Source organism: Enterococcus sp. S183_ASV_20 (assembly GCF_018919685.1).
Classification (GTDB): domain Bacteria; phylum Bacillota; class Bacilli; order Lactobacillales; family Enterococcaceae; genus Enterococcus; species Enterococcus faecalis.
This window is the reverse complement of sequence record NZ_JAHLRI010000034.1, coordinates 1-22,401: the sequence shown is the minus strand read 5'-3', so window position 1 is coordinate 22,401 and position 22,401 is coordinate 1. Positions and strand designations below refer to the sequence as shown.

The following is a 22,401-nucleotide window of genomic DNA, read 5'->3' as shown; positions in this document are numbered from 1 at the left end:
ATTATGTTAGTTTGTTCCGCAGGAATGAGCACAAGTTTATTAGTAACAAAAATGCAAAAAGCAGCAGAAGATCGTGGTATGGAAGCAGACATCTTTGCAGTATCGGCTTCTGAAGCAGATACAAACTTGGAAAATAAAGAGGTAAATGTTTTATTATTAGGCCCACAAGTTCGTTTCATGAAAGGGCAATTTGAACAAAAATTACAACCAAAAGGGATTCCTTTAGATGTAATTAACATGGCGGACTATGGCATGATGAATGGCGAAAAAGTTTTAGATCAAGCAATTTCATTAATGGGATCATCAAACTAGAGCAGAAAATGGGGTAGAGGTAATGGACGGACAACAGAACTTAGAAGCAATCATGGGTTTAATCATGTATGGCGGAAATGCTAAGAGCGATGCAATGGAAGCGATTGCCGCAGCAAAATCGGGGGATTTTGAATTAGCAGACAAAAAAATTGCAGATGCAGAAGAATCACTTGTACATGCACATCATTCGCAAACAGGAATGTTAACAGAAGAAGCAAAAGGCAATAACATGCAAGTAACATTGTTAACAGTGCATAGTCAAGATCATTTAATGACTGCGATTGCATTTACAGATTTAGCAAAAGAAATTATCGATCTTTATCGCCGTATTGATAACGAGTAATCTCGTTGTCAATGCGTCTTATAAGAAAAACGCGCTTGAGAAAGCGTTAATTAGGAGGAATAACAATGGACGGATTTGTTCAATGGATGGAGAAACACTTTATGCCGAAAGCGTCAGTTATCGCAGCGCAACGGCACTTGGTAGCAATTCGTGACGCGTTTGTCGTAACGATGCCATTAATGATTTTAGGGGCTTTGGCGGTATTAATTAATAATATTCCAATTCCAGGATATGAGGACTTTTTAAACAAAATTTTCCCAATGATGTATAACGATGCACCAATTTGGAAAAGCTTTGGTGGTAACATTTGGAACGGTACATTCGCAATCTTTGCCGTTTTAGTAGCCTTTTTAGTAGCACACAATTTAGTTAAATCTTATGGAAAAGACGGCATTGCAGCCGGTACAGTTTCTGTAGCTTCATTCTTCGCAGTTGGCGGCTTAGAAGGCATGGGCGCAACTGGATTATTTATTGCTTTGATTATTGCACTTATTTCAGGAGAACTATTCCAACGTTTATCTGGCAATCCTAAATTAGTTATCAAAATGCCTGATGGTGTACCACCAGCAGTAGCAAAATCATTTGCGGCATTATTACCAGCAATGATTACAATCAGTTTATTTAGTTTAATTACATCAATTCTATTTGCTTTAGGAATTGACAATATCGTTATTTCATTCTATGAAGCAGTTCAACAACCATTTATGGGACTTGCAAACAGCTACCCATCAGCATTATTGTTAGCTTTCATTACACCATTCTTATGGTTCTTTGGTTTACATGGTGCCAACATGGTTGACCCATTAATGCAAACAATCAACGTACCAGCGATTGATGCGAACATTAAAGCTTTAGAAGCAGGTAAAGCAATTCCTTATATTGTAAACAAACCTTTCTTTGATTCATTTGTAAACTTAGGTGGAACAGGAGCAACATTAGGTCTGTTAATTGCTATCTTTATCGTAGGTCGTCGTAACAAACCATACAAAGTCATTACAAACTTAAGTTTAGCACCAGGACTATTTAATATTAATGAACCAGTCATGTTCGGTTTACCAATTGTTTTAAACCCAATTATGTTTATCCCATTCATTTTAGTCCCAATGGTTCTTGTAACTGTTGCGTATGTGGCGACAGCAACTGGTTTAGTGCCAGCTGCAACCTTTATGCCACCTTGGGTAACACCACCAATTATTGGCGGATTTTTAGCAGCTGTTAACTTATTGATTTCTATTTTGATCTACATGCCTTTCGTAAAAGTAGCAACAGATCAATACTTGAAACAAGAAGCAGCCGCAGAAGCAGCTGAGTAAAAAATCGAAGGATTGAATCGTCCGGACTCTTACGGAGGGTTCAATCCTTTTTTAATGATTAAATCGTAAAGGAGCAAACAACATGAAATATCAATTTCCAGAAAATTTTTGGTGGGGTTCTGCAGCCAGCGGTCCTCAAACAGAAGGCGTTTTTGAAGGTGATGGTAAAGGTCAAAACATTTGGGATTTTTGGTATCAAGAAGCGCCAGAAAAATTCTTTCAACAAGTCGGTCCAGATAAGACCTCACAATTTTATAAAAAATACCAAGAAGATATTCAGTTAATGAAAGAAACGGGACATAACTCTTTTCGAACATCCATTCAATGGAGCCGTTTAATTCCAGATCCTACAACAGGGAAAGTCAATCAAACAGCAGTTGATTTTTATAATCAAGTGATTGATGATTTATTAGAACACGGGATTGAGCCCTTTATGAACTTGTATCATTTTGATATGCCGATGGTACTTCAAGAAAAAGGCGGTTGGGAAAGCCGTGAAGTGGTTGATTTGTATGTTGACTTTGCCAAAACCTGTTTTGAATTGTTTGGCGATCGCGTGAAAAAATGGTTTACGCACAATGAACCAATTGTACCAGTTGAAGGTGGTTATCTCTATGGCTGGCATTATCCTGATAAAGTGAATCTAAAAGAAGGGATTCAAGTACTCTATCATGAAGCTTTAGCTAGTGCCAAAGCGATTGCCGTCTATCACTCTATGAACTTATCAGGTGAAATTGGCATTATTTTAAACTTAACGCCGACTTATCCTCGTGATGAGCACAACGAAGCCGATGTAAATGCGGCTAAATTTGTCGATGGTTTCTTTAACCGTTCGTTTTTAGACCCGGCTGTTAAAGGCCATTTTCCAGAAGATATGGTTGCTTGGGCGAAAGCAAATGACTTGTTGCCAGAAACAACGCTAGAAGATTTAGCAATAATTGCTGAAAATACTGTGGACTTATTAGGAGTAAACTACTATCAACCACGTCGTGCCAAAGCAAAAGAAACACCTGTTGAAACACGACCAGAAGGCTTACTTCCAGAAGATTTTTATGATGTCTACGATATGCCTGGCAAAAAAATGAATCCTTACCGTGGCTGGGAAATCTACGAAAAAGGTATTTATGATACATTAATGAATTTAAAAGAAAATTATGGCAACATTCGCTGCTACATTTCAGAAAATGGCATGGGCGTAGAAGGAGAAGAACGCTTTGTCAATGAACAAGGAGTCATTGAAGATGATTATCGGATTGAATTCGTGCAAGATCACTTGAAATGGGTGCACCAAGCGATTCAAGAAGGTAGTAATGTTCAAGGATATCATATGTGGACGTGTATGGATAACTGGTCTTGGCTCAATGCCTATAAAAATCGTTATGGCTTCATCGCTGTGGATTTAGATGATGATGCGAAACGGATCATTAAGAAAAGCGGTCGTTGGTTCAAAGAAATGACAGCAAATAACGGCTTTTAGAAAGAGAACCGTTTCTGTGATAAAATGAATTGATACAATGTGCGAGGAGGAAAGAAAATGACAACTAAAAGAGTCAAAAAAATGGGCAAAGAAGAAATGAAAGAGATGTTTGATCTTGTCATCTATGCTTTTAATCAGGAACCCACGGCGGAACGCCAAGAACGTTTTGAAAAATTGTTGTCACATACGCAAAGCTATGGATTCCTAATTGATGAGCAGTTAACAAGTCAAGTGATGGCGACACCTTTTCAAGTGAATTTCCATGGTGTCCGCTATCCCATGGCTGGAATTGGCTATGTGGCTTCTTATCCAGAATATCGTGGTGAAGGCGGCATCTCTGCTATTATGAAAGAAATGTTGGCTGATTTAGCGAAACAAAAGGTTGCCCTTTCTTACTTAGCACCGTTTTCATATCCATTTTATCGTCAATATGGCTATGAACAAACATTTGAACAAGCAGAGTATACAATTAAAACGGAAGATTGGCCACGTGTTAAACGAGTTCCGGGTACCATTAAACGAGTTTCTTGGGCTGACGGTAAAGAGGTCATTAAAGACGTATACCTTGAAAATCAAAGAGCGCACTCTGGTGGTGTGATTCGTGAAACTTGGTGGCTGGATTATACGCTGAATCGTGCAAGTAAACCAAATAATCAAGCGATTTATTATTCGTCAGAAGGGAAAGCGGAAGGCTATGTGATTTATCGGATAGCTGCTGGCACCTTTGAAATCGTAGAATGGAACTATTTAACTAATACAGCTTTTAAAGCTTTAGCTGGGTTTATTGGCTCACATAGTGGTTCCGTTCAATCGTTCCATTGGATTAATGGTTTTGCTGGAAAAGATTTAAATGATTTAATGCCAACGCCAGCAGCTTCTGTAAAAATTTTACCTTACATGATGGCACGAATCGTTGAGTTACAAACATTTCTGGAAAAGTATCCATTTCAATCAGGAAAAAAAGAAACGTATTCTTTAGAGATTGAAGATTCCTATGGGCCATGGAATGAAGGCATTTGGACAATCACAATTGACGAACAAAGAAAAGCAACAGTGACTAAAGGTGCTGCGGAAAAAGAAGGGACTGCTGCTTTGAAAGCAGATATCCAAACGTGGACGCAACTATTCTTGGGCTATCGTTCAGCAGAGACGTTATCTTTTTATGAACGCTTGCAAGGAGACGCAACGACAGCTCAACGTTTAGGACAACGTTTAGTCAAAGGCATGCCAATTTTAGAAGATTATTTTTAAAAGTGTGTTTATTCGCAAAAAATGACAGAACCTACTATAATAAAAATGTAAAAAGAATTATTTTAGAAAGGTGATGGGGACAATGGCGAAAACGAAACAAGAAAAAGTTGCACGCAATAATAAAATTGGGCAATATATAGCTATTGCGACAGGACTTTATTATTTAGGAAAAATGATTCTTGATCGGCGGCAAAAAAAATAATAGATAAACGAACGACGTGTTTCACTGAAAGAAAGTATCTCGCATAATTGTTTATGCGGGATACTTTCTTTTTGTCTATTGACAGATGTAGTGAAGACTTCTAAAATTAAAACAGATTGTTCTCGTAGCTCAGTAGGATAGAGCAACCGCCTCCTAAGCGGTAGGTCGCTGGTTCAATTCCAGTCGGGAACGTAAAAAGGCAAGTAAATTTAGGGGGGAAGACAGATGGCGATTACTATAAATATTTATTATAGTGGGACAAATGGACGTGCAAGAGAATTTGCCAAAGAAATGATTGCCAGCGGAATTGTAGAGGCAATCCGTGCAGAAAAAGGGAATAGTCGCTATGAATACTTTTTTCCAATGGACGATGAAGAAACAGTTCTGCTGATTGATAGTTGGACAGATCAGGAAGCATTAGACAAACACCACGCTTCTCCAATGATGACCCGTATTACGGAACTTAGAGAAAAATATGATTTGCATATGAAAGTAGAAAGATATGTATCAGATGTAACAGACCCCTTGACAAAAGATGCCGCGTTTATAAGAAAATAACTAGAGTGCAATCATTGATCTTAAAATTTAGTGCTAGGAACATCAGCCGTTTCGACTGATGTTCCTAGCACTTTTTATCTTGTAAGGATGAATCATTTGTTACACACGTTAAATTAAAGAAGGACCATTTGCTCTTCAGTCACAGCCGGTTCGGTTAAAATTTTGGCTTGGGCAGCTGCGAGTTTCGCAATAGGTACCCGATAAGGTGAGCAAGAGATGTAGTTTAGGCCAAGTGTTTGGAAAAACGTGATGGATTGCGGATCACCACCGACTTCTCCACATACGCCAATACTCATGTTTGGTTTAGTACGACGCGCTTTCTCTACAGCTAATTGAATCAGTTGACCAACACCTGTTTGATCTAGTGATTGAAACGGATCTTGGGTAATGATTTTCTTTTCCCGATACGTATTAATGAATTTACCGATATCATCACGAGAAAAACCATAGGTCATTTGTGTTAAATCATTTGTTCCAAAGCTGAAAAAGTCTGCTTCTTCTGCTAACTGATCCGCAATCAGACAAGCTCTAGGTAGTTCAATCATTGTCCCAATTTCGTAAGGGAAAGGAGTCATTTTATGTTCTTCAAAGAGACCATCAATCGTTTCTTTTAAAATGCGTTTGAGATAGAGAAGTTCTTCTTTTTCGGCGATTAGAGGAATCATCACTTCTGGATAAACAGTAATTCCTTCTTTGACTAATCGAATGGCACTAGTAAATAAGGCTGTAACTTGCATTTTGTATATTTGTGGTTGGGTCACACCTAAACGACAACCACGATGACCCAACATTGGATTGGTTTCTTGTAACCGTTCAATTTGTTTGGCGATGGTCACTGGGAACCGTTGTAGTTGCTTCGCCAATAATTGAATATCATTCTTTTCATGAGGTAAAAACTCATGCATCGGCGGATCCAGCAAGCGGACCACCATGGGCTTGTCTTGAACTACTTTCAGCATTTGATAAAAGTCTTCCTGTTGAAAATGAAGAAGTTGCTCCAACGCATAGGTTGCTTCCTTTTCAGACTCTGCTAAAATCAGGCGACGCATTTCCAAGACACGCTCTTCACCGAAAAACATATGCTCTGTTCGCGCTAAACCAATCCCCGCTGCGCCAAAACGGATAGCAGTCTCTAAATCTTGTGTAGTTTCTGCATTGGCACGAACAGTTAAATCAGCATACGCATCTGCCCAAGACAAGAGCTCTTGAAGGTCATCGTTATTATCAGCAGAAATTGTAGGAATTTCGCCAAGATAAATTTCCCCCGTTGAGCCATCGACGGAAATGATTGTTCCTTCTAAGATGACTTGTGGCCCGCAGTGTAGTTGTTTGGTTTCTTCATTGACGGTTAAACTTTCACAACCAGTCACACAGCAAGTTCCCATTCCTCGTGCGACCACAGCGGCATGAGAAGTCATTCCGCCACGACTGGTCACAATTGCTTCGCTTACAACCATGCCTTCAATATCTTCTGGTGAAGTTTCTTGACGAACAAGAATGACTTTCTTTCCTAGATTGGTCAGTTCTTTGGCTTTTTCTGCTGTAAAAACAATTTGGCCACTTGCTGCACCAGGACTAGCAGGAAGTCCCATAGCTAAACGTTCCATGTGTTGTCGTTTCTCTTGATCAAACACGGGATGAATTAATTGATCAATCGTATCAGGTGTCACACGCAACAGTGCTTCTTGTTTAGTAATGCGATTTTCTTTGGCTAAGTCTAAAGCAATTTTAACCGTAGCTGCGGCGGTTCGTTTCCCGTTTCTTGTTTGTAAAATATATAATTTTTCATTTTCAATGGTAAATTCAATATCTTGCATGTCACGATAATGATATTCTAAAAGTTCTGCGTAATGGCGAAAATCTTGATAAACTTTTGGCATAGTCAAACGTAAACGACGAATGGGTTCTGGCGTCCGAATACCAGCCACTACATCTTCTCCTTGCGCGTTCAAAAGAAACTCTCCAAACAGTTGATTTTCCCCTGTGACCGGATTTCTAGTAAAGACAACGCCAGTGCCACTGTCTAGTCCACGATTGCCGAAAACCATTTCTTGAATGTTGACAGCTGTACCTAAATCATGTGCAATATGATGTAAGTTTCGATAAACCACCGCACGTTGATTATTCCATGAATCAAAAACAGCTTTGATTGCTTCAAAAAGTTGTGCGACAGGGTCTTGCGGGAAGACCACCTGATGTTGTTCAAAAACTTCTTGGTAGCGGACAATCAAGGCGAAATGATCTTCTTCTTGAAAAGCGGTAATTTTTTTGTTGAGCTCTTGTTCCAAGCGCTCTTTTTGTTGGTCAAATAATTCTTTGGGAATGTGATAGACGACGTCTCCAAACATTTGAATAAGTCGGCGATAACAATCAAAAGCAAAACCAGGAGAGGTTAAGGTCGCAAATTTTTTCACACGTTGATCATTTAAACCTAAATTTAAAATAGTATCCATCATACCAGGCATCGAGAAGGCAGCACCGCTGCGAACGGAAACTAAGAGAATCTCATTGTCCGCGGTAAAAGATTTGCCTGTTTCAGTTTCTAGATTTTTAACCGCTTTCAAAATTTCTGATTGTAAGTGTTCTTCAAAGAAAGTAGCATCTGCCAAATAGTCCATACAGCAACGGGTTGTAATCGTGAATCCTTGCGGAATCGGCAAACCTAAGCGTGTCATTTCTGCCAAGTTCGCCCCTTTACCACCAAGAGTCTCTTTACCTTCATTGTGTGTTTCGTTAAAAGAATAAATAAACTTTTTCATGCGTGACCTCCGTTTAATATGTGTCTTATATGTTCAATAAACATCATAATTGACGGAAATAAGTTTGTCAATAGAAAAAGTTTCTTGTCAATATGTTGAAAAAACAATAAATATGTGTATAATTGTAAGCGAATGCACAATTTGTTTAAGAGGAATTGAGGAGGAAATGATGAAATTAAGTAAACGACAAGAGCAAATTATCGCTGTTGTAAAAGAGCATCAGCCAGTTAGTGGTGAACGCATTTCGGACATACTAGCCGTTTCACGTGCGACATTGCGTTCTGATTTGTCTTTTTTAACACTTTCAGGAATTTTAAAAGCAAGTCCGAAAGTTGGTTATACTTACGAAAGTGATAATATGGAGGCTTTTTTCTTTTTTGATGTTTTTCAAACAAAAGTTCAGGAGATCATGAGTCCACCATTGATGGTTGCCCAAGACACCTCAATTCGAGATGCGATTACCAACGTGTTTATGTATGATGTCGGTTCTCTTTATGTCATGGATGAAGCAAAAGAATTATTAGGGGTTTTGTCACGAAAAGATTTATTACGGGCCTCTTTAAATACAAATATTGATGGCACACCTGTTGCTGTTTGTATGACAAGAGTGCCACATGTGAAAACCTGCACACCAGAATTTACTATTCTTGAAGCTGCTGACACTTTGCAAAAATACGAAGTGGATTCTTTGCCAGTCGTTGAAAAAGAAAATCCTAAAAAAGTTATTGGAAAAATTACGAAAACGAAAATTTTAACCTATATTACGCAACAAGCGAAAGAAGCCGCACAAAATAGATAAGGGAGCTTAATTATGAAAAAAGAGATCATTGTTTATACTATTTCCGATTCACTTGGAGAAACATCACAAAAATTGTTAGCTGCAGCAAGCGCACAATATCCAGATATTTCTTTTCTTAATCGATACAATTTTTCTTTTGTCACAACAGAAGAAGAATTATTAGAGATTTTAAAAGATGCCTTAAAAGATAAAGCCTTAGTTGTCAGTACATTAGTCAGTAAACAACTAATCACAGCGGCGAAAGAATTTAGTGAACGAACAGGGTTGTTATATTTAGATTTAATGGCGCCATTTTTTGAATTAATTCAAGCGAAAGCCGGAGTAGATCCTATTGAAGAGCCTGGACGACGCCACCAACTAGATCGTGCCTATTTTGATAAAATCTCAGCGATTGAATTTGCTGTAAAATATGATGATGGCAAAAATCCTCAAGGGTTTCTTAATTCTGATATATTGTTGTTAGGCGTTTCGCGGACCTCAAAAACGCCAGTCAGTATGTATTTAGCAAATCAAGGCTACCGCGTTTCTAACTTACCATTAATTCCAGAAGTTCCATTGCCGTCAATTTTGGAAGAAATGGATCCACAAAAAATGATTGGTTTAGTTTGTTCGCCAGAAGCATTAGGACAGATTCGTAGCAGTCGGTTGGCTTCCTTAGGTTTAGGTAATGAGACCAGTTATACCAATGTTGAACGGATTGAACAAGAATTAGCTTATGCCGAAGAAATTTTTGCGAAGTATGGTATCCCAGTGATTGATGTAACCGCAAAATCTGTCGAAGAAACAGCCTTTTTGATTAAAGAAAAACTAGATGAAAGAAATTAAAAAGCTTGGCAACCTCACTAAATTTCAGTGAAGTTGCCAAGCTTTTTATACTTAATTGGGCTTCTTTTTGTTAGTCAATATTTTTTTGATCGACAATGAGTAAAGCAATCATCACGTAGACAATCCAGCTACTTTTAGAATAAAGTGTATAGCGGGGTTGCCATTTGCTAGCAAATTTTTCCTTGTATTCGCGTAATCCTTGGAAGGAGTAGATTTCTGAACCAAATTCATAAATTAACGCAGCAATCCGTTCTTGAATAAAACTTTTTCTTGATTGACCAACGTTGGCTAACGGAGCCATCCCTAAATTGAAATAATGAATATTTTCTGTTTTCATATATTCAAATAAATGAATAAATAGGAAATCCATACTTCCAGAAGGGGCTTTTTCTTTATGGTGACGCATCAAGTCGATGGTACCAACTTCATTTGTGTAACTAGGAATGATATTAGCGAAAGAGACCATTTCTCCTTCAGCATTTCGGACAACAGCAATTGGGTTTCTTTGAAGATACGCTTCATCGAAAAATCCTAGTGAAAAGCCTTTTTCTTTTCGATTATCTAACCAACTATCCGAAATAGCTTTTAATTCGTGCATTTGTTCGGCACTAAAAGGAGGTTGGAGTACGTCAAATGAATAGCCGGCTTTGGTAATTTTATTAAACACTGCGCGGGTACCTTTGAATTTTTTCCCAGACATCGTAAATGTTTCTAGATTAACTAAGGCTTCTTCGCCCATTTTGATAAATTCGTAGCCGTATTCGTGTAGTAACATCACGCTGTCCTCATTGGTTTCGTAAAAGACGGGTACATAGCCGAAACGATCTGTTTCTTTAAGGAATGCATCAATCGCCGCAGGAAAATCTTCTTTGTTCCCAGAAGGGTTGCCCATCACAACGCATTTATTATTAATGGTGTTGAATTGTAAAAAGACAGTCGGTTCTTCTTTGGGATATAAGAAAACCTGTTTATCATGAAGAAAGACAAGTTCACTGTCAATATTCCCGCCATAAGTTGTTAAGATATTATGCAAGATACTATCTTCTGGAAACTCACCAACTTGGTGTTTTTTTCCTTGAAGGTAGCGAACAAATAGAAAGTTAAAACTCATAACTAAGAGGATAGCGATAAATCCTGACAACCAGATCCGTTCGGAAGGGAACAAGAAAAATTCCACAAAATGATGACGATGGTGTGGGAAGTTCGGTAAATTATAAACACCAATTACCAGGTATAACAAAGTCAATAAGCCAAAGATAAACCCATCAATCGTCATCCACTCCCAAGAGTAAACCAGTTGTTCACGGTACAATTCTGATTTTGAAAAAATAACGATAAATAATAAAATAGCTAAATAGAAAATGGAAAACATACTAAAGTCAACAACAAATGAATACAAGATAGCACCAATTAATAAAATAATCGTTGGATAATAGGCTCTTTTAACACGATCAGCAATCCCACGTCCCATAATTAATAATGCAAAGCCTAAAACAATACTCGGAATTTGAATAATAATATGAGAACGGAAGGGGTTAATATCTCTTAACCAATGCACTTGAGTGAAGGCTTCTGGAATAGTGGCTAGGAGCACCATCATAATTCCTGAAAAATAAAGTAAAACCACTTCTAGCTTGTGGGCAATTTCCAAAGTAATTTGTTTTAGCAATTGACGATAGTGAGTATCCAACTTTTGGCTTAAGTGTTTTGTAAAGAACAAACAGCCAATTAAGAAAGGAATAATATAATAGAATAAACGATAGAGCAATAACCACAAAACAATAATTTCACGATCAACACCTAAGTTGCTTAGTCCTAAAATCATCATGACATCAAAACTACCTAAAGCCCCTGGAATCATCGAAGCAATCCCAATAATCGAAGCTGCTACATATAAAGGAACAATATCAATTAAAGGAATCGGTACATCTAATAAGTAACCAATACTGATAAAGGTAATTAAAACACCTGTCCATTCTAAAAACGAAGAAACAACTAGAGATAAGCGATTTTTTGCATCGAGGTTACCAAAGGAACTATTTTTTTGGAAATGTAAAATAAGATAAAGTAACGGGAAATAAAGACCGCCACCTAATAACCAAATCCAATATTGCTGTAAATAAGCCATCTTTGGATCAAACTGAACAAGGAAAAAGCAAAGAATACTATAAATAGATAGACCGGATAACACAAAAAGTAAAATATGGGTTAACGCAGGTAAAATTTTCTTTTCCTCTGTTTTATTTCCATAAAATTCAGAACGAAGTCCCATGCTGACCAAACCACCGAATCCACCAATATTATTGATGGTATTGACAATCCAGCTAGATTCAAGGAGTTCCCGTTTTGAGACTTTCAAGTTTAAAATGCGATTTAATGTTAAGTCATAATTTAGCATCGGAGTAACGGAAACTAAACCGATAACCATCATCAATAACAATTTCCATAGCGGAATCTCATCAAAAATCTGTTTTAACTGTTCAAATGAGATCGTTTTACCAATTGATAAAAGTTGGGCAACAACAATAATTGAGACCGCAATAACAAACAGTGTTTTTAGTAATCCTGTATGCGTTTTGATCCAATGAATAATTTGTTTCATTTAGACACCTTCATTTCCTTTAAGAATTTTTCGATTGTTTTATTAAAAATATCTGGTGAGTTTTTGGCAAATAAATGACCCTGTTTATTTACCAAGACCAATTTGCCATCAGGAATGGCATCAGCAATCGCCCGTGAATGGGAAAGCGCAATTAAATCTCGACTGCCAGTAATAACAAGAGTAGGACAGGGGATGTGTTCTAAATCTTGTTTTGTCAGTCCAGTATCTTCAAATAACAGAGCCACGATAGGGAGCCGTGCGCGCAATTTTTTTGAAAAAAAAGCGCCAATACGACAAAACCAATATTGAAAATAAGTGGCAATCGTTACATATTTTTTCAGACCAGACATGGTGACATTTCCAGAATTTAAGACGAGTTTGTTGACGAAATCAGGATATAAATGGGTAAAAACCATGGCAATATTTGCTCCGTCACTAAAGCCCAATAAATTAATTTTTGTTAAGTGTTCTTGTTGAATAATACCAGCTAAATCTTCTGCCAAAAGCGGAAAAGTTAATTGACTTTGTGTATTGGTGGAACGTCCATGTCCGCGGGTATCCACCGCAATAACTTGATACTCCTTGGAGAAATAAGAAATTTGATAATTAAAAAAAGTATGATCATTGCCATTACCATGAAGTAACACAAGGGGGTAATTTGTTTCTTTGCCAAAAATTTGATAAAAAATTTGACTGCCATCTATTGTTTGAAAATATTTTTCTATTACCATTCTCCGTCACCTATCTCATCTATAATCAATCGAGTCCTCTCTCATTATAGAGTCTTTTGTCTTTTTTTTGTAATAAAAAACAGAAAATTTTCCGAACAGTTTTGTAAGGTGTTGTAATATAGTGTGATATAGTAGAAGATAGCCACCTAAAAATTAGGCTAGAGGAGGAGAAGTTGATGTCTTTAATCGTTTTAATTGGTGCCCAAGCTGTCGGGAAAATGACCGTTGGCAAGGCTTTAGAAAAACAGTTAGATGCTAAATTACTATTTAATCATCAAACCATTGACTTATTTGCAAACTATCTTGGGTATACGGAACGTGCGTTTCAATTGTCTGATTCCGTTAGAAAGGGACTTTTTCAGGCCTTTGTAGAAAATCCAGCCACAAATACAACAAAAAATATTATTTTTACAGTGGTGATTTCTTTTGATCAAGAACAGGATTTTCAATTTTTAGAAGAAATATCAGAAATTTTTCTTAATAAACATGAGTCCGTTTATTTCGTCGAACTCGTCTCTTCAACAGCAATCCGCCTAGAACGAAATGTTCATCCAGAGCGGCTAGAGGCAAAACCTTCAAAACGCGATGTCGACTTTTCTCGAAAAGAATTACTCAATACCTTTAAAGAACATCGATTAGTAAGCCACGAAGGTGAACTAGAAAGTACATTTCCAAATGTAAAAATAACGAAAATAAATAATTCAAACATGACACCAGAAGAAGTAGCAACGAAGATAATTGCTACTTTTGGTTTGACATAATGTGAAAGGAACATCGGAATCAATGAAAAAGTTTTTTAAATATCTCGGTAGCTTGATGGTCCTTCTTTTAAGCATAGCTTTAATTTTGATAGGATATTTAACCTTTCGAGAGTTTCGACCACGAGCGGTTGAACCAGTTGCTATAAGTAAACAATTTTCAGAGCAAACCATCGAAAAAAAGCAATCCATTTCTTTAGTCACGTATAACATAGGCTATGCTGGCCTAGGACAAACAGAAGATTTTTTTATGGACGGTGGCAAAACTGTCCAACCAGTTAATAAGGCAATGGTCCAACAGAATTTAACAGGCATTGAAGGAACTTTAAAAGAATTACCAGCGATGATTTACTTATTCCAAGAAGTCGATCGTCGCTCGCAACGTTCTTATGAAGTCAATCAAGAGGAAGAATTACAAAAACAGCTACAGCTGAACAGCGCATTTGCTTATAATTTTAAGGTAGATTATGTGCCCATTCCTTGGCCGCCGATTGGACGAGTAGAAAGTGGTTTATTAACATTATCAAATGAAAAAATAACAGAGGCTAAACGCATTGCTTTACCCAATCCCTTTCGTTGGCCCGTTAGCATTAGTAACTTAAAACGAGCGCTTCTAGAAACGCGCTTTCCAATTAAAGGCACAGACAAAGAATTAGTGGTTTTTAACTTACATTTGGAAGCCTATGACAATGGGGAAGGGAAGATTGCTCAAAGCAAAAAGTTAGCTGACGTATTATCCCAAGAATACGCTAAAGGAAACTATGTAATTGCTGGAGGTGACTTTAATCAAGTTTTCAAAGGCAGTCATCGATATCCTGACCTAGGGGAAGCTGGTTGGGCACCAGGAGAAATTGATCCAGCAGACTTACCTAAACATTTTTCACTTGCTTATGATGATCAACAGCCGACTGTGCGGGTGCTTAATAAGCCATACACTGGCTCTTATGAAACATCCCAAGTGTATGTAATTGATGGTTTTATTGTTTCTGATAATGTGGCTGTTCATAGCGTGAAAACAAAGGATGAACAATTTAAATATACAGATCACCAACCTGTGAAGATGGAAGTTGGGTTGAAATAAAAAAAGTACAAACGGTGCTTGTTGCTTGCACCGTTTGTACTTTTTATTTTACAGATAGCCTTTAGTAATAGAATGAGTGGAATTTAGCATATTTGCTGGGGTTCCTGTAAAAAGAAGCTGTCCGCCATTTTCTCCACCTTCGGGACCTAGTTCAATCAACCAGTCGGCACTTTTAATCACATCAATGTGATGTTCTAATAAAATCAAGCTGTTTCCTTCTTCTACCATTCGATTGAAAAGTTGAAGACTTTGTTGGATATCAATTAAGTGTAAACCATCTGTAGGTTCATCCATTAAATAGATAGCTTTTTTTTGGTGAAGTGTGTCTGCTAATTTTACCCTTTGCAATTCGCCACCAGATAATGTTGAGAGCGATTGATTGAGTTTAAGATAGCTTAAGCCAACTTCTAGTAAATTTTTTAATGAAAGAGCAAAAGGTTGGTCTTTGAAAAAATCATAGCCATCTTTAACGCTTAAAGCTAGTACTTCAACGATATTTTTTCCGTTATACAAATAATGAAGCACCTCTTCTTTGTAACGCGTTCCGTGACAGGTTTCGCAAACACTAGTAACATCCTCCATAAAAGACATATCGGAGACAATTATTCCTTTCCCCTTGCAAGTAGGACAGGCGCCTTTGGAATTATAGCTAAATAAAGCTGGACTAACATGATTTTCTTCCGCAAACAGTTTGCGGACCTTATCAAAAATATTAAGATAGGTCATAGGTGTGGATCGTAAATTTGCGGTAATGCTTTTTTGTGAAAGATGAATAATTTCTTGGTTATCAGCTTGGGCTTTTTGATAAATTTCTTCCGCTAATGATGATTTACCTGAACCGGCGACCCCACAAATAACAGTCAAAACTCCTAACGGAACTTCGATAGATAGATTGTTTAAATTATGCAGTGTCGCATGTTCGATTGATAAAGACTTCCTTGCTTTTCTTGGTTGGTCGTTTAAAGGGAGCGGCTCTTGAAGCGCTTGACTAGTCAAGGTTTTGGAGGCTAAAAATGCGTCATACGTTCCTGAAAACTGGACATGGCCACCATTTTCGCCTGCGAAAGGTCCTATATCGATGATAAAATCAGCTTCTCTAATTAATTGTGGATTGTGTTCCACCAGAACCACGGTGTTTCCTTTATTTTTTAAATTGAGCAACGCACGACTGATCCGTTCGATGTCCTTTGGATGTAAGCCAGCACTTGGTTCATCTAAAATATACATAATATCGTTTAAGGCGCTGTTTACATACTTAGCAATTTTAATCCGCTGTGCTTCACCACCAGAAAGTGTTTCAGTTGCTCGTCCTAATGTGAGGTAGGAGAGACCGATATTAATTAATGCTTCTAGACGTACAAGTAGCTCTTCTTGAATAGTTTTTATTAAGGATAGGTCCATTGAACGAATAAAAGAATGTAATTCAGTGAGTGGCATGTCAACAGCATCAGCAATACTTTTCTGATTAATTTTGCAGCTACGAACACGTTCATTGACTCTACTTCCTAAACAATCAGGACATCTTTTTACGGTAACAAAGTGATTAAGGTATTTTTGATGACGTTTGCCTTCGTCTGTATGCAATATGCTACGTTGCATGCGCGGGACGATTCCTTCATACAAAGCTGTATGAGGCCACTCTTTGGGTGGATTAGCTAGTTTTTGTTGTGGAGCATATAAAAATAATGCTAACTCTTCAGGAGAATAGTCCTTGATTTTTTTATCCAAATCAAATAGACCACTATGGGCATAACGCTTCCACCGCCAGTTGCCAACTGTAAATGTGGGGAAATCGATAGGCCCTTCGTTTAATGATTTGTCATAATCAACTAGCTGATGAAGATTGATTTCGGTAATCTTTCCTAAGCCATCGCATGTTGGACATTTTCCATCCGGATGATTAAACGAAAAAGTATCTGAATAACCAACAAATGGAGAACCTGCTCGTGAAAACAACAAACGTAAAAACGTATAAATATCTGTATACGTTCCCACTGTCGAACGAGAATTGCCTGCTACTTTTTTCTGGTCAATGACAATTGCGACAGGAAGATTCTCGATTTTTTCAACTTCTGGACGACCATATTTGGGTAAGTAATTTTGAACAAACGAACTAAATGTATCATTTAGTTCACGACGTGATTCAGCGGCTAATGTGTCAAATACTAAGGAGGACTTTCCTGAACCCGAAAGTCCAGTAACAACAGTTAGTTGCTTTTTAGGGATATTGACAGAGATATTCTTCAAATTATTTTGTGTTGCGTGCTTAATTTCAATCCATTCCATTAAAAAACCTCCGTTTCTATTCTATTTTAGCATATAAAAAGAACCTAGCCTAAAAGTTGAACATGGGAATGTTCAAGAGAACTTTACTTTTTAATCGCTTTCATTTATGCTATAAGTAATACAGATTTTTTAACTGTATTAATAGATAAAGGATGTGACTTATGAAGAAGTCGATTTTGTTCAAAAAGTTAGGGATTATTTTATTAATTAGCCAAACACTGGTAGGGGTACCAATGTTGGCACAAGAAAGTATATTAGAAACAACCGTTCAAACAGAGACGGAATCAGTAACAACAGAAACCAGTCAGACTGTAGCTAACTTGGAATCTGAAACTACTAGCCAAACGGTGATGCAGGAAAAAGAATCCTCTTCGGCAATCGCCGAAAGCAGTAGCGGAAATGTGGTTGCAGTAACTACTGAAACCACAAATGAGATACAAAATAGTGATACAGATGAAAAAGCTGTTTCTGCAGAGAGTGTTTTTTCAGAAGCAGATTATAAACAAGCAACTGCACTGGAGTTAGCAACTTTAGTAAGAGAAAAAAAGGTGACGAGCGAAGAATTAGTAAAAATTGCGTTGGCCATCACTAAACGTGAAAATCCTACATTAAATGCGGTCATTACTTTACGAGAAGAAGCGGCTTTGACAGAAGCAAAAGCTTTACAAGATACAGGTCAACCATTTCTAGGTGTGCCGCTCTTACTAAAAGGGTTAGGACAATCCTTGAAAGGTGAAAGCAACACGAACGGTTTTGGTTTTCTCCAAGATCAAGTAGCTGGTGGGACATCGACCTTTGTCAAAGCACTACAAAATGCCGGATTCATAATCATTGGTCAAACGAATTATCCAGAATTAGGTTGGAAGAATATTTCAGATTCAAAGTTATATGGCGTTTCCGTCAATCCATGGAATCCTAACCATTATTCAGGTGGTTCTTCAGGCGGAGCGGGTGCTAGTGTCGCCGCGGCATTTGTTCCTATTGCCTCTGGAAGTGATGCTGGTGGCTCTATCCGTATCCCTGCTTCTTGGACAGGCACCGTAGGCTTGAAACCTTCTAGAGGAGTAATCATTGGTAATTCTAATAGTGCAAAAGGTCAAACTGTTCACTTTGGTTTAAGTCGAACCGTGGCGGATACAAATGCATTATTTGAAACCTTATTAACCAAAAAAGATCTTCCTGCGGGACATTTAAGTCAAGCGCAACCCATTGCTTATACAACAGAATCTCCTGCCGGAACGCCTATAAGTGCCGAAGCAAAAGAGGCGGTCGCTGAAGCTGTTGCTTTTTTAAAAGACCAAGGGTACACATTGGTTGAAGTGAAGCACCCTGTTGATGGGGAACGTCTAATGAAAAATTATTATACTGTAGCTGCTGGCTCAGCAGGAATTGCCGATTTTATGGTGCGGCAGAAATTGAAAAGACCGCTTGAACGAAATGATGTAGAACTGTTAACATGGGCGCTTTTTCAAACAGGAAAAAATATAACGAGTGAAGAGACAACTGCGGCTTGGACAGATATTGCTTTACAAGCACAAGCGATGGACGAATTTTATCAACAGTATCCTATCTTATTAACACCAACGACAGCTGCCACGGCACCTAGTATTGATAATCCGTTACTAAAACCAGAACATGCAGCACAGATGGAAAAAATTGATCAATTGTCACCAGCAGAACAAAAACAATTGATTTATGACCAATGGCTGACGTCGTTCACATATACACCGTTTACACAACAAGCAAATTTATTTGGACATCCAGCATTAAGTGTACCAACTTACGTTTCAAAAGAAGGACTGCCTTTGGGGATTCAGTTTAATAGTGCATTAAATGAAGACCGAACATTGCTACAATTAGGTGCTTTATTTGAAAATAACCACAAGATAAATCAACCACATGTAGAAGAACCAGACAAAGACAAAGAGCCAAATGCAAGAGGCGAACCAGACAAAGACAAAGAACCAGATGCAAGTGGCGAACCAGAAAAAGACAAAGACCCAGATGCAAGTGGCGAACCAGAAAAAGACAAAGAGCCAAAAGCAAGTGACGAACCAGAAAAAGACAAAGAGCCAGATGCAAGTGGCGAAGCAGACAAAGACAAAGAACCAGATGCAAGTGGCAAACCAGAAAAAGACAAAGACTCAGATGCAAGTGGCAAACCAGAAAAAGACAAAGAAACAAAAAAAACTGAAGGACCAATAGAAGGAAAAGATCAAAACCAAAACCAAAACCAAAACCAAAACCAAAACCAAAACCAAAACCAAAACCAAAACCCAGACAAAGCTGGAAAAACTACTAGTGAGTCATCCTTAGATAATTCGCTGAAATCATCAGCAAATCAGGGAACCAAATCAACAGGAAGTACGCATGCTTTTTCTGATAAAAATATGATTGGGAAAAAAGAACAGCTTCCCAAAAAAGTATTACCAAAAGCAGGTGTAGAAGTACCTAGTACTTTCTGGATTGTTTTAGGAGGAGCTTTCTTAGTAACGAGTGGAACGATTTATATAAGGAAAACTAGAAAACGATAACCAGTGAAGGTTGGAGACAATTTATCCCCAATTGTCTCCAGCCTTTTTTCTTTGGTATACTAAAACCAATAGGGAAATGGAGGCGAAAGTAATGAGGGCGTTTGAGAAGATTCCAGCGTTTCAGCAATGGCAAAAAGTTGAAGCTATTCACCGTGGTTGGTCAACTGATTTAAAGTTTAAAGTTACCAAAAATCAAGAAACCTTTTTATTGCGAATTTTTCAACAAGAAGAGTTATTAGCTAAACAACAAGAATATCAATTTATCAAAAAAGTAGCGGCGTTGGGATTTCCCAGTTCTAAACCTTTTTTATGTGCACCTATTCCTGAAAGTGAACAAGGATACATGTTATTAACGTATCTAGAAGGTGAAGACTTAAGCGATGTTTTACCCGCTCTTTCTCCTAAAAGACAACTGAACTTAGGCATAGAGGCAGGCCGCTATTTAAACAAAATCCATAAGCTTTTGTTGCCTGAAAGGATTAGTCAAAGAGAGATTGCGCGAAATTTATACGAAAAAAAGCAGAGCCAACTAAATAAGTATAAGGAATCTCAATTTTGTATGCCGTACCAGCAGCCAATAATTTCATATTTAGAAAAACAATTACCGTTATTGCAACAACGGCCTGTAGTTTATCAGCATGGAGATTTCCATGCGGGAAATTTTATTTACTTGCCAACTAGGCAGGTCGGTGTGATTGATTTTAATCGATGGGATTTTGGGGATCCTTATGAAGAATTTTACAAGTTACAATTTTTTTCAAGAAATGTTTCGCCATTGTTTGCTTATGGTCAATTACAAGGTTATTTTGCTGGGAAAGTTCCTACCTTATTTTGGCAGTTTCAAAAGCTTTATACTTTTCACGCAGGACTCTATTCTTTAGTTTGGGCACTGAGCTTTGGTGAAAAAGAAATCAGGACTATGGAACAGCAATACCAACAATTACTAGAGGACTATAATTGTGGAGAATTACTAGTTCCCAAATGGTTTTCAACTATCCAAAGAAAGGGATTGAGATTTTAGGTTTATTTCGATAGAATAAAAATAAAAACAGGAGTTTAAGGAATGAAACTAAACGGGATTATTATGATAGTGGTTGTTGGAAGCGTTTTATCTAGCTGTGGTTGGCAAAAATCGAAAGAGGAATCACAGAAAGTACAAACCGTACAAACAAACAATGTAAATGCTGAAGAAACAAGAGCAATTTCAGCAACCGAAGTTAGTCAAACCACGGCGTTGGAATTAGAGCAAACAACGCAAACACAAGAATTAACTGAATTAGTTACAGAAGAAGGGACGATTTGGAATCAGCAAAAAGCAAAACAGTTAGGACAATACATGGAAACCCAATGTCATTAAGTTAAGGAAAAAAAGTAAATAATAGTCTCAAGTATATCGCTTTTTTCTTATTAACTTGACTAATTTTGTATTTTTGAGCAACACAAAAAAACGTCCTATTATGGTATAGTCCGATTTATAATATTAGGCAATACGATATAAAAACCCAACAAATTTCTTTTTTGTTATATTTCTTTGGTCACTCCGATTCTGTCGTATGGGGAGGAGATATCTTCTTATCAAAATTTCTACATTGACGGTTTGATCAAGAAAAAATCTTTTACAAATACCTATAGCTTGAGTGAAATTAAGCTGATAGAACTGCTTTAAAGGAGCTGATAACGCCACTACCTGAGCAATTTCCATTGAAAAGTTGTATATAATGAGACGCGCGTAAATTTCTTGAATAATAAACTCTAGTTTCTTTGAGTGGAATTGGTTTAAACCTAAGGCATATTTTAATTCTCTAAAGGAAGTTTCAATTCCCCAACGTAAGTGATAAAGAACTTTTAAATCTTCGCTTTTAAAAGTGAAGGAATCAAGATTCGTGACTAAAGATTCATAACTATCCTCACTCAACTTAATCCGAACAACTCTGAGACTAACGGGATAGCTTTCTTTTGAATCGGGGGGAAGATAATCAAAGCTGGCCTTTTTACGCAAAAACTGATAGCTTTTGTCAGCTTTGATTTTATTGGTCTTTCTTCTTGTTAACCAAAGGTTAATCTCTTTATCAAACGTTCCTTTTTGAGGTAATCCAAATCCTTTAAGAAAACCATTACTTCTGGTATCTTTTACTCGAATTACGAATTTTTGACCACTTTTTCTAATATGTTCGTACACGTTAAATGACTCATGACCACGATCTGCAATAATAATTGTCGGCTTTTTAAAAGTAAACTCATCAACCATTTGACACAAACTGCTCCGTTCGTCTAGCTGTCTAATTTTTTGGAAGTTTACCGATGCGTAGTATTTATTTAATGGGTCATATAAAGCATTGATATGAAAAGATCCTACAGGTTTGTCAAACTTTCCGATGGTGTAGTGGGATTCAGGATCGTTTTCATCATAAGGGATATTAATATCGGATCCATCATGAGCCAATAGTTGGTACCCTTTATATTGTTTATTTTGGTTACTTGAAGGAACGGTTCGGTAGAAGAGTTGTTTGAAAGCTTCAATCTTTATTTTACTTCGAGCCTGTACAAATGCGGAAGCAGTTGGCGTTTGA

General features: G+C 37.5%; 17 protein-coding genes, 1 tRNA gene and 1 pseudogene. 14 read left to right on the top strand and 5 right to left on the bottom strand.

Annotation, left to right across the window (positions count from 1 at the left end; translation table 11 throughout):
* From KQI94_RS11130 to KQI94_RS11100, 7 genes are all read left to right on the top strand, one after another.
* Positions 1–312: PTS sugar transporter subunit IIB (locus KQI94_RS11130; protein ID WP_253296171.1), on the top strand; the 312-nt coding region annotated here is incomplete at its 5' end.
* Between the two features lie 22 nt (positions 313–334).
* Positions 335–655: a PTS lactose/cellobiose transporter subunit IIA gene (locus KQI94_RS11125; RefSeq protein ID WP_002355919.1), complete on the top strand. Its 321-nt coding sequence runs from the start codon at positions 335–337 to the stop codon at positions 653–655.
* 65 nt (positions 656–720) lie between these two features.
* The gene (locus KQI94_RS11120; protein ID WP_002368250.1) at positions 721–1,968 is read left to right on the top strand and encodes a PTS sugar transporter subunit IIC; all 1,248 of its coding nucleotides are present in this window, start codon (positions 721–723) and stop codon (positions 1,966–1,968) included.
* A gap of 82 nt (positions 1,969–2,050) precedes the next feature.
* A complete protein-coding gene (locus tag KQI94_RS11115) occupies positions 2,051–3,445 on the top strand; it encodes a glycoside hydrolase family 1 protein (RefSeq protein WP_002368252.1) in 1,395 nt (464 codons plus the stop codon).
* Between the two features lie 57 nt (positions 3,446–3,502).
* A complete protein-coding gene (locus KQI94_RS11110) occupies positions 3,503–4,696 on the top strand; it encodes a GNAT family N-acetyltransferase (RefSeq protein ID WP_002368254.1) in 1,194 nt (397 codons plus the stop codon).
* 320 nt (positions 4,697–5,016) lie between these two features.
* Positions 5,017–5,090, top strand: a tRNA-Arg gene (locus tag KQI94_RS11105).
* A gap of 33 nt (positions 5,091–5,123) precedes the next feature.
* Entirely contained in the window at positions 5,124–5,456 is a 333-nt protein-coding gene (locus KQI94_RS11100) for a putative quinol monooxygenase (RefSeq protein WP_002358903.1), read from the top strand.
* Between the two features lie 113 nt (positions 5,457–5,569).
* On the opposite strand, the gene ppdK is transcribed toward KQI94_RS11100, so the two are convergent.
* Entirely contained in the window at positions 5,570–8,215 is a 2,646-nt protein-coding gene (gene ppdK / locus KQI94_RS11095) for a pyruvate, phosphate dikinase (protein WP_002361422.1), read from the bottom strand.
* A gap of 169 nt (positions 8,216–8,384) precedes the next feature.
* On the opposite strand from ppdK, the gene KQI94_RS11090 reads away from it, so the two are divergent.
* Together KQI94_RS11090 and KQI94_RS11085 are read left to right on the top strand one after the other, a co-directional pair.
* On the top strand, positions 8,385–9,014 hold the full coding sequence (locus tag KQI94_RS11090) for a helix-turn-helix transcriptional regulator (RefSeq protein ID WP_216454420.1): 630 nt from the start codon (positions 8,385–8,387) through the stop codon (positions 9,012–9,014).
* Between the two features lie 12 nt (positions 9,015–9,026).
* A complete protein-coding gene (locus KQI94_RS11085; protein ID WP_002368256.1) occupies positions 9,027–9,839 on the top strand; it encodes a pyruvate, water dikinase regulatory protein in 813 nt (270 codons plus the stop codon).
* Between the two features lie 70 nt (positions 9,840–9,909).
* Here KQI94_RS11085 and mprF read toward each other — a convergent pair whose 3' ends face one another.
* Both mprF and KQI94_RS11075 read right to left on the bottom strand, forming a co-directional pair.
* Complete coding sequence (gene mprF, locus KQI94_RS11080) at positions 9,910–12,441, bottom strand: bifunctional lysylphosphatidylglycerol flippase/synthetase MprF (protein ID WP_002358907.1); 2,532 nt, start codon at positions 12,439–12,441, stop codon at positions 9,910–9,912.
* On the bottom strand, positions 12,438–13,172 hold the full coding sequence (locus tag KQI94_RS11075; protein ID WP_002368258.1) for an alpha/beta hydrolase: 735 nt from the start codon (positions 13,170–13,172) through the stop codon (positions 12,438–12,440). The genes mprF and KQI94_RS11075 overlap by 4 nt, the downstream gene beginning before the upstream one ends.
* A gap of 176 nt (positions 13,173–13,348) precedes the next feature.
* Here KQI94_RS11075 and KQI94_RS11070 point away from each other — a divergent pair, with 176 nt between their 5' ends.
* The gene (locus KQI94_RS11070; RefSeq protein WP_002368259.1) at positions 13,349–13,933 is read left to right on the top strand and encodes a hypothetical protein; all 585 of its coding nucleotides are present in this window, start codon (positions 13,349–13,351) and stop codon (positions 13,931–13,933) included.
* Positions 13,934–13,955: 22 nt separating this feature from the next.
* On the top strand, positions 13,956–15,011 hold the full coding sequence (locus KQI94_RS11065; protein ID WP_002390167.1) for an endonuclease subunit UvrC: 1,056 nt from the start codon (positions 13,956–13,958) through the stop codon (positions 15,009–15,011).
* A 48-nt stretch (positions 15,012–15,059) separates the two neighbouring features.
* Here KQI94_RS11065 and KQI94_RS11060 read toward each other — a convergent pair whose 3' ends face one another.
* Positions 15,060–17,297, bottom strand: coding sequence for an excinuclease ABC subunit UvrA (locus KQI94_RS11060; protein WP_002368262.1), 2,238 nt, complete (start codon positions 17,295–17,297; stop codon positions 15,060–15,062).
* A 161-nt stretch (positions 17,298–17,458) separates the two neighbouring features.
* Here KQI94_RS11060 and KQI94_RS11055 point away from each other — a divergent pair, with 161 nt between their 5' ends.
* The 3 genes and pseudogenes from KQI94_RS11055 to KQI94_RS11045 all read left to right on the top strand — a co-directional run.
* A complete protein-coding gene (locus tag KQI94_RS11055; protein WP_216454418.1) occupies positions 17,459–19,831 on the top strand; it encodes an amidase family protein in 2,373 nt (790 codons plus the stop codon).
* A gap of 76 nt (positions 19,832–19,907) precedes the next feature.
* Positions 19,908–20,852: an aminoglycoside phosphotransferase family protein gene (locus tag KQI94_RS11050; protein ID WP_002390169.1), complete on the top strand. Its 945-nt coding sequence runs from the start codon at positions 19,908–19,910 to the stop codon at positions 20,850–20,852.
* Between the two features lie 42 nt (positions 20,853–20,894).
* Positions 20,895–21,176, top strand: a pseudogene (locus KQI94_RS11045) (hypothetical protein); the annotation flags it as partial.
* A gap of 135 nt (positions 21,177–21,311) precedes the next feature.
* Here KQI94_RS11045 and KQI94_RS11040 read toward each other — a convergent pair.
* The coding region (locus KQI94_RS11040; protein WP_216454414.1) for an IS4 family transposase at positions 21,312–22,401 on the bottom strand (1,090 nt) is incomplete at its 5' end.

What these genes read in the sequence shown, in the direction of transcription:
- KQI94_RS11075 (WP_002368258.1), bottom strand. Translation starts at nt 13,172, where the DNA reads ATGGTAATAGAAAAATATTTTCAAACAATAGATGGCAGTCAAATTTTT.
- KQI94_RS11100 (WP_002358903.1), top strand. Translation starts at nt 5,124, where the DNA reads ATGGCGATTACTATAAATATTTATTATAGTGGGACAAATGGACGTGCA.
- KQI94_RS11110 (WP_002368254.1), top strand. Translation starts at nt 3,503, where the DNA reads ATGACAACTAAAAGAGTCAAAAAAATGGGCAAAGAAGAAATGAAAGAG.
- mprF (WP_002358907.1), bottom strand. Translation starts at nt 12,441, where the DNA reads ATGAAACAAATTATTCATTGGATCAAAACGCATACAGGATTACTAAAA.
- KQI94_RS11090 (WP_216454420.1), top strand. Translation starts at nt 8,385, where the DNA reads ATGAAATTAAGTAAACGACAAGAGCAAATTATCGCTGTTGTAAAAGAG.
- KQI94_RS11070 (WP_002368259.1), top strand. Translation starts at nt 13,349, where the DNA reads ATGTCTTTAATCGTTTTAATTGGTGCCCAAGCTGTCGGGAAAATGACC.
- KQI94_RS11055 (WP_216454418.1), top strand. Translation starts at nt 17,459, where the DNA reads ATGAAGAAGTCGATTTTGTTCAAAAAGTTAGGGATTATTTTATTAATT.
- KQI94_RS11115 (WP_002368252.1), top strand. Translation starts at nt 2,051, where the DNA reads ATGAAATATCAATTTCCAGAAAATTTTTGGTGGGGTTCTGCAGCCAGC.
- KQI94_RS11060 (WP_002368262.1), bottom strand. Translation starts at nt 17,297, where the DNA reads ATGGAATGGATTGAAATTAAGCACGCAACACAAAATAATTTGAAGAAT.
- KQI94_RS11125 (WP_002355919.1), top strand. Translation starts at nt 335, where the DNA reads ATGGACGGACAACAGAACTTAGAAGCAATCATGGGTTTAATCATGTAT.
- KQI94_RS11085 (WP_002368256.1), top strand. Translation starts at nt 9,027, where the DNA reads ATGAAAAAAGAGATCATTGTTTATACTATTTCCGATTCACTTGGAGAA.
- KQI94_RS11050 (WP_002390169.1), top strand. Translation starts at nt 19,908, where the DNA reads ATGGAGGCGAAAGTAATGAGGGCGTTTGAGAAGATTCCAGCGTTTCAG.
- KQI94_RS11065 (WP_002390167.1), top strand. Translation starts at nt 13,956, where the DNA reads ATGAAAAAGTTTTTTAAATATCTCGGTAGCTTGATGGTCCTTCTTTTA.
- KQI94_RS11120 (WP_002368250.1), top strand. Translation starts at nt 721, where the DNA reads ATGGACGGATTTGTTCAATGGATGGAGAAACACTTTATGCCGAAAGCG.
- ppdK (WP_002361422.1), bottom strand. Translation starts at nt 8,215, where the DNA reads ATGAAAAAGTTTATTTATTCTTTTAACGAAACACACAATGAAGGTAAA.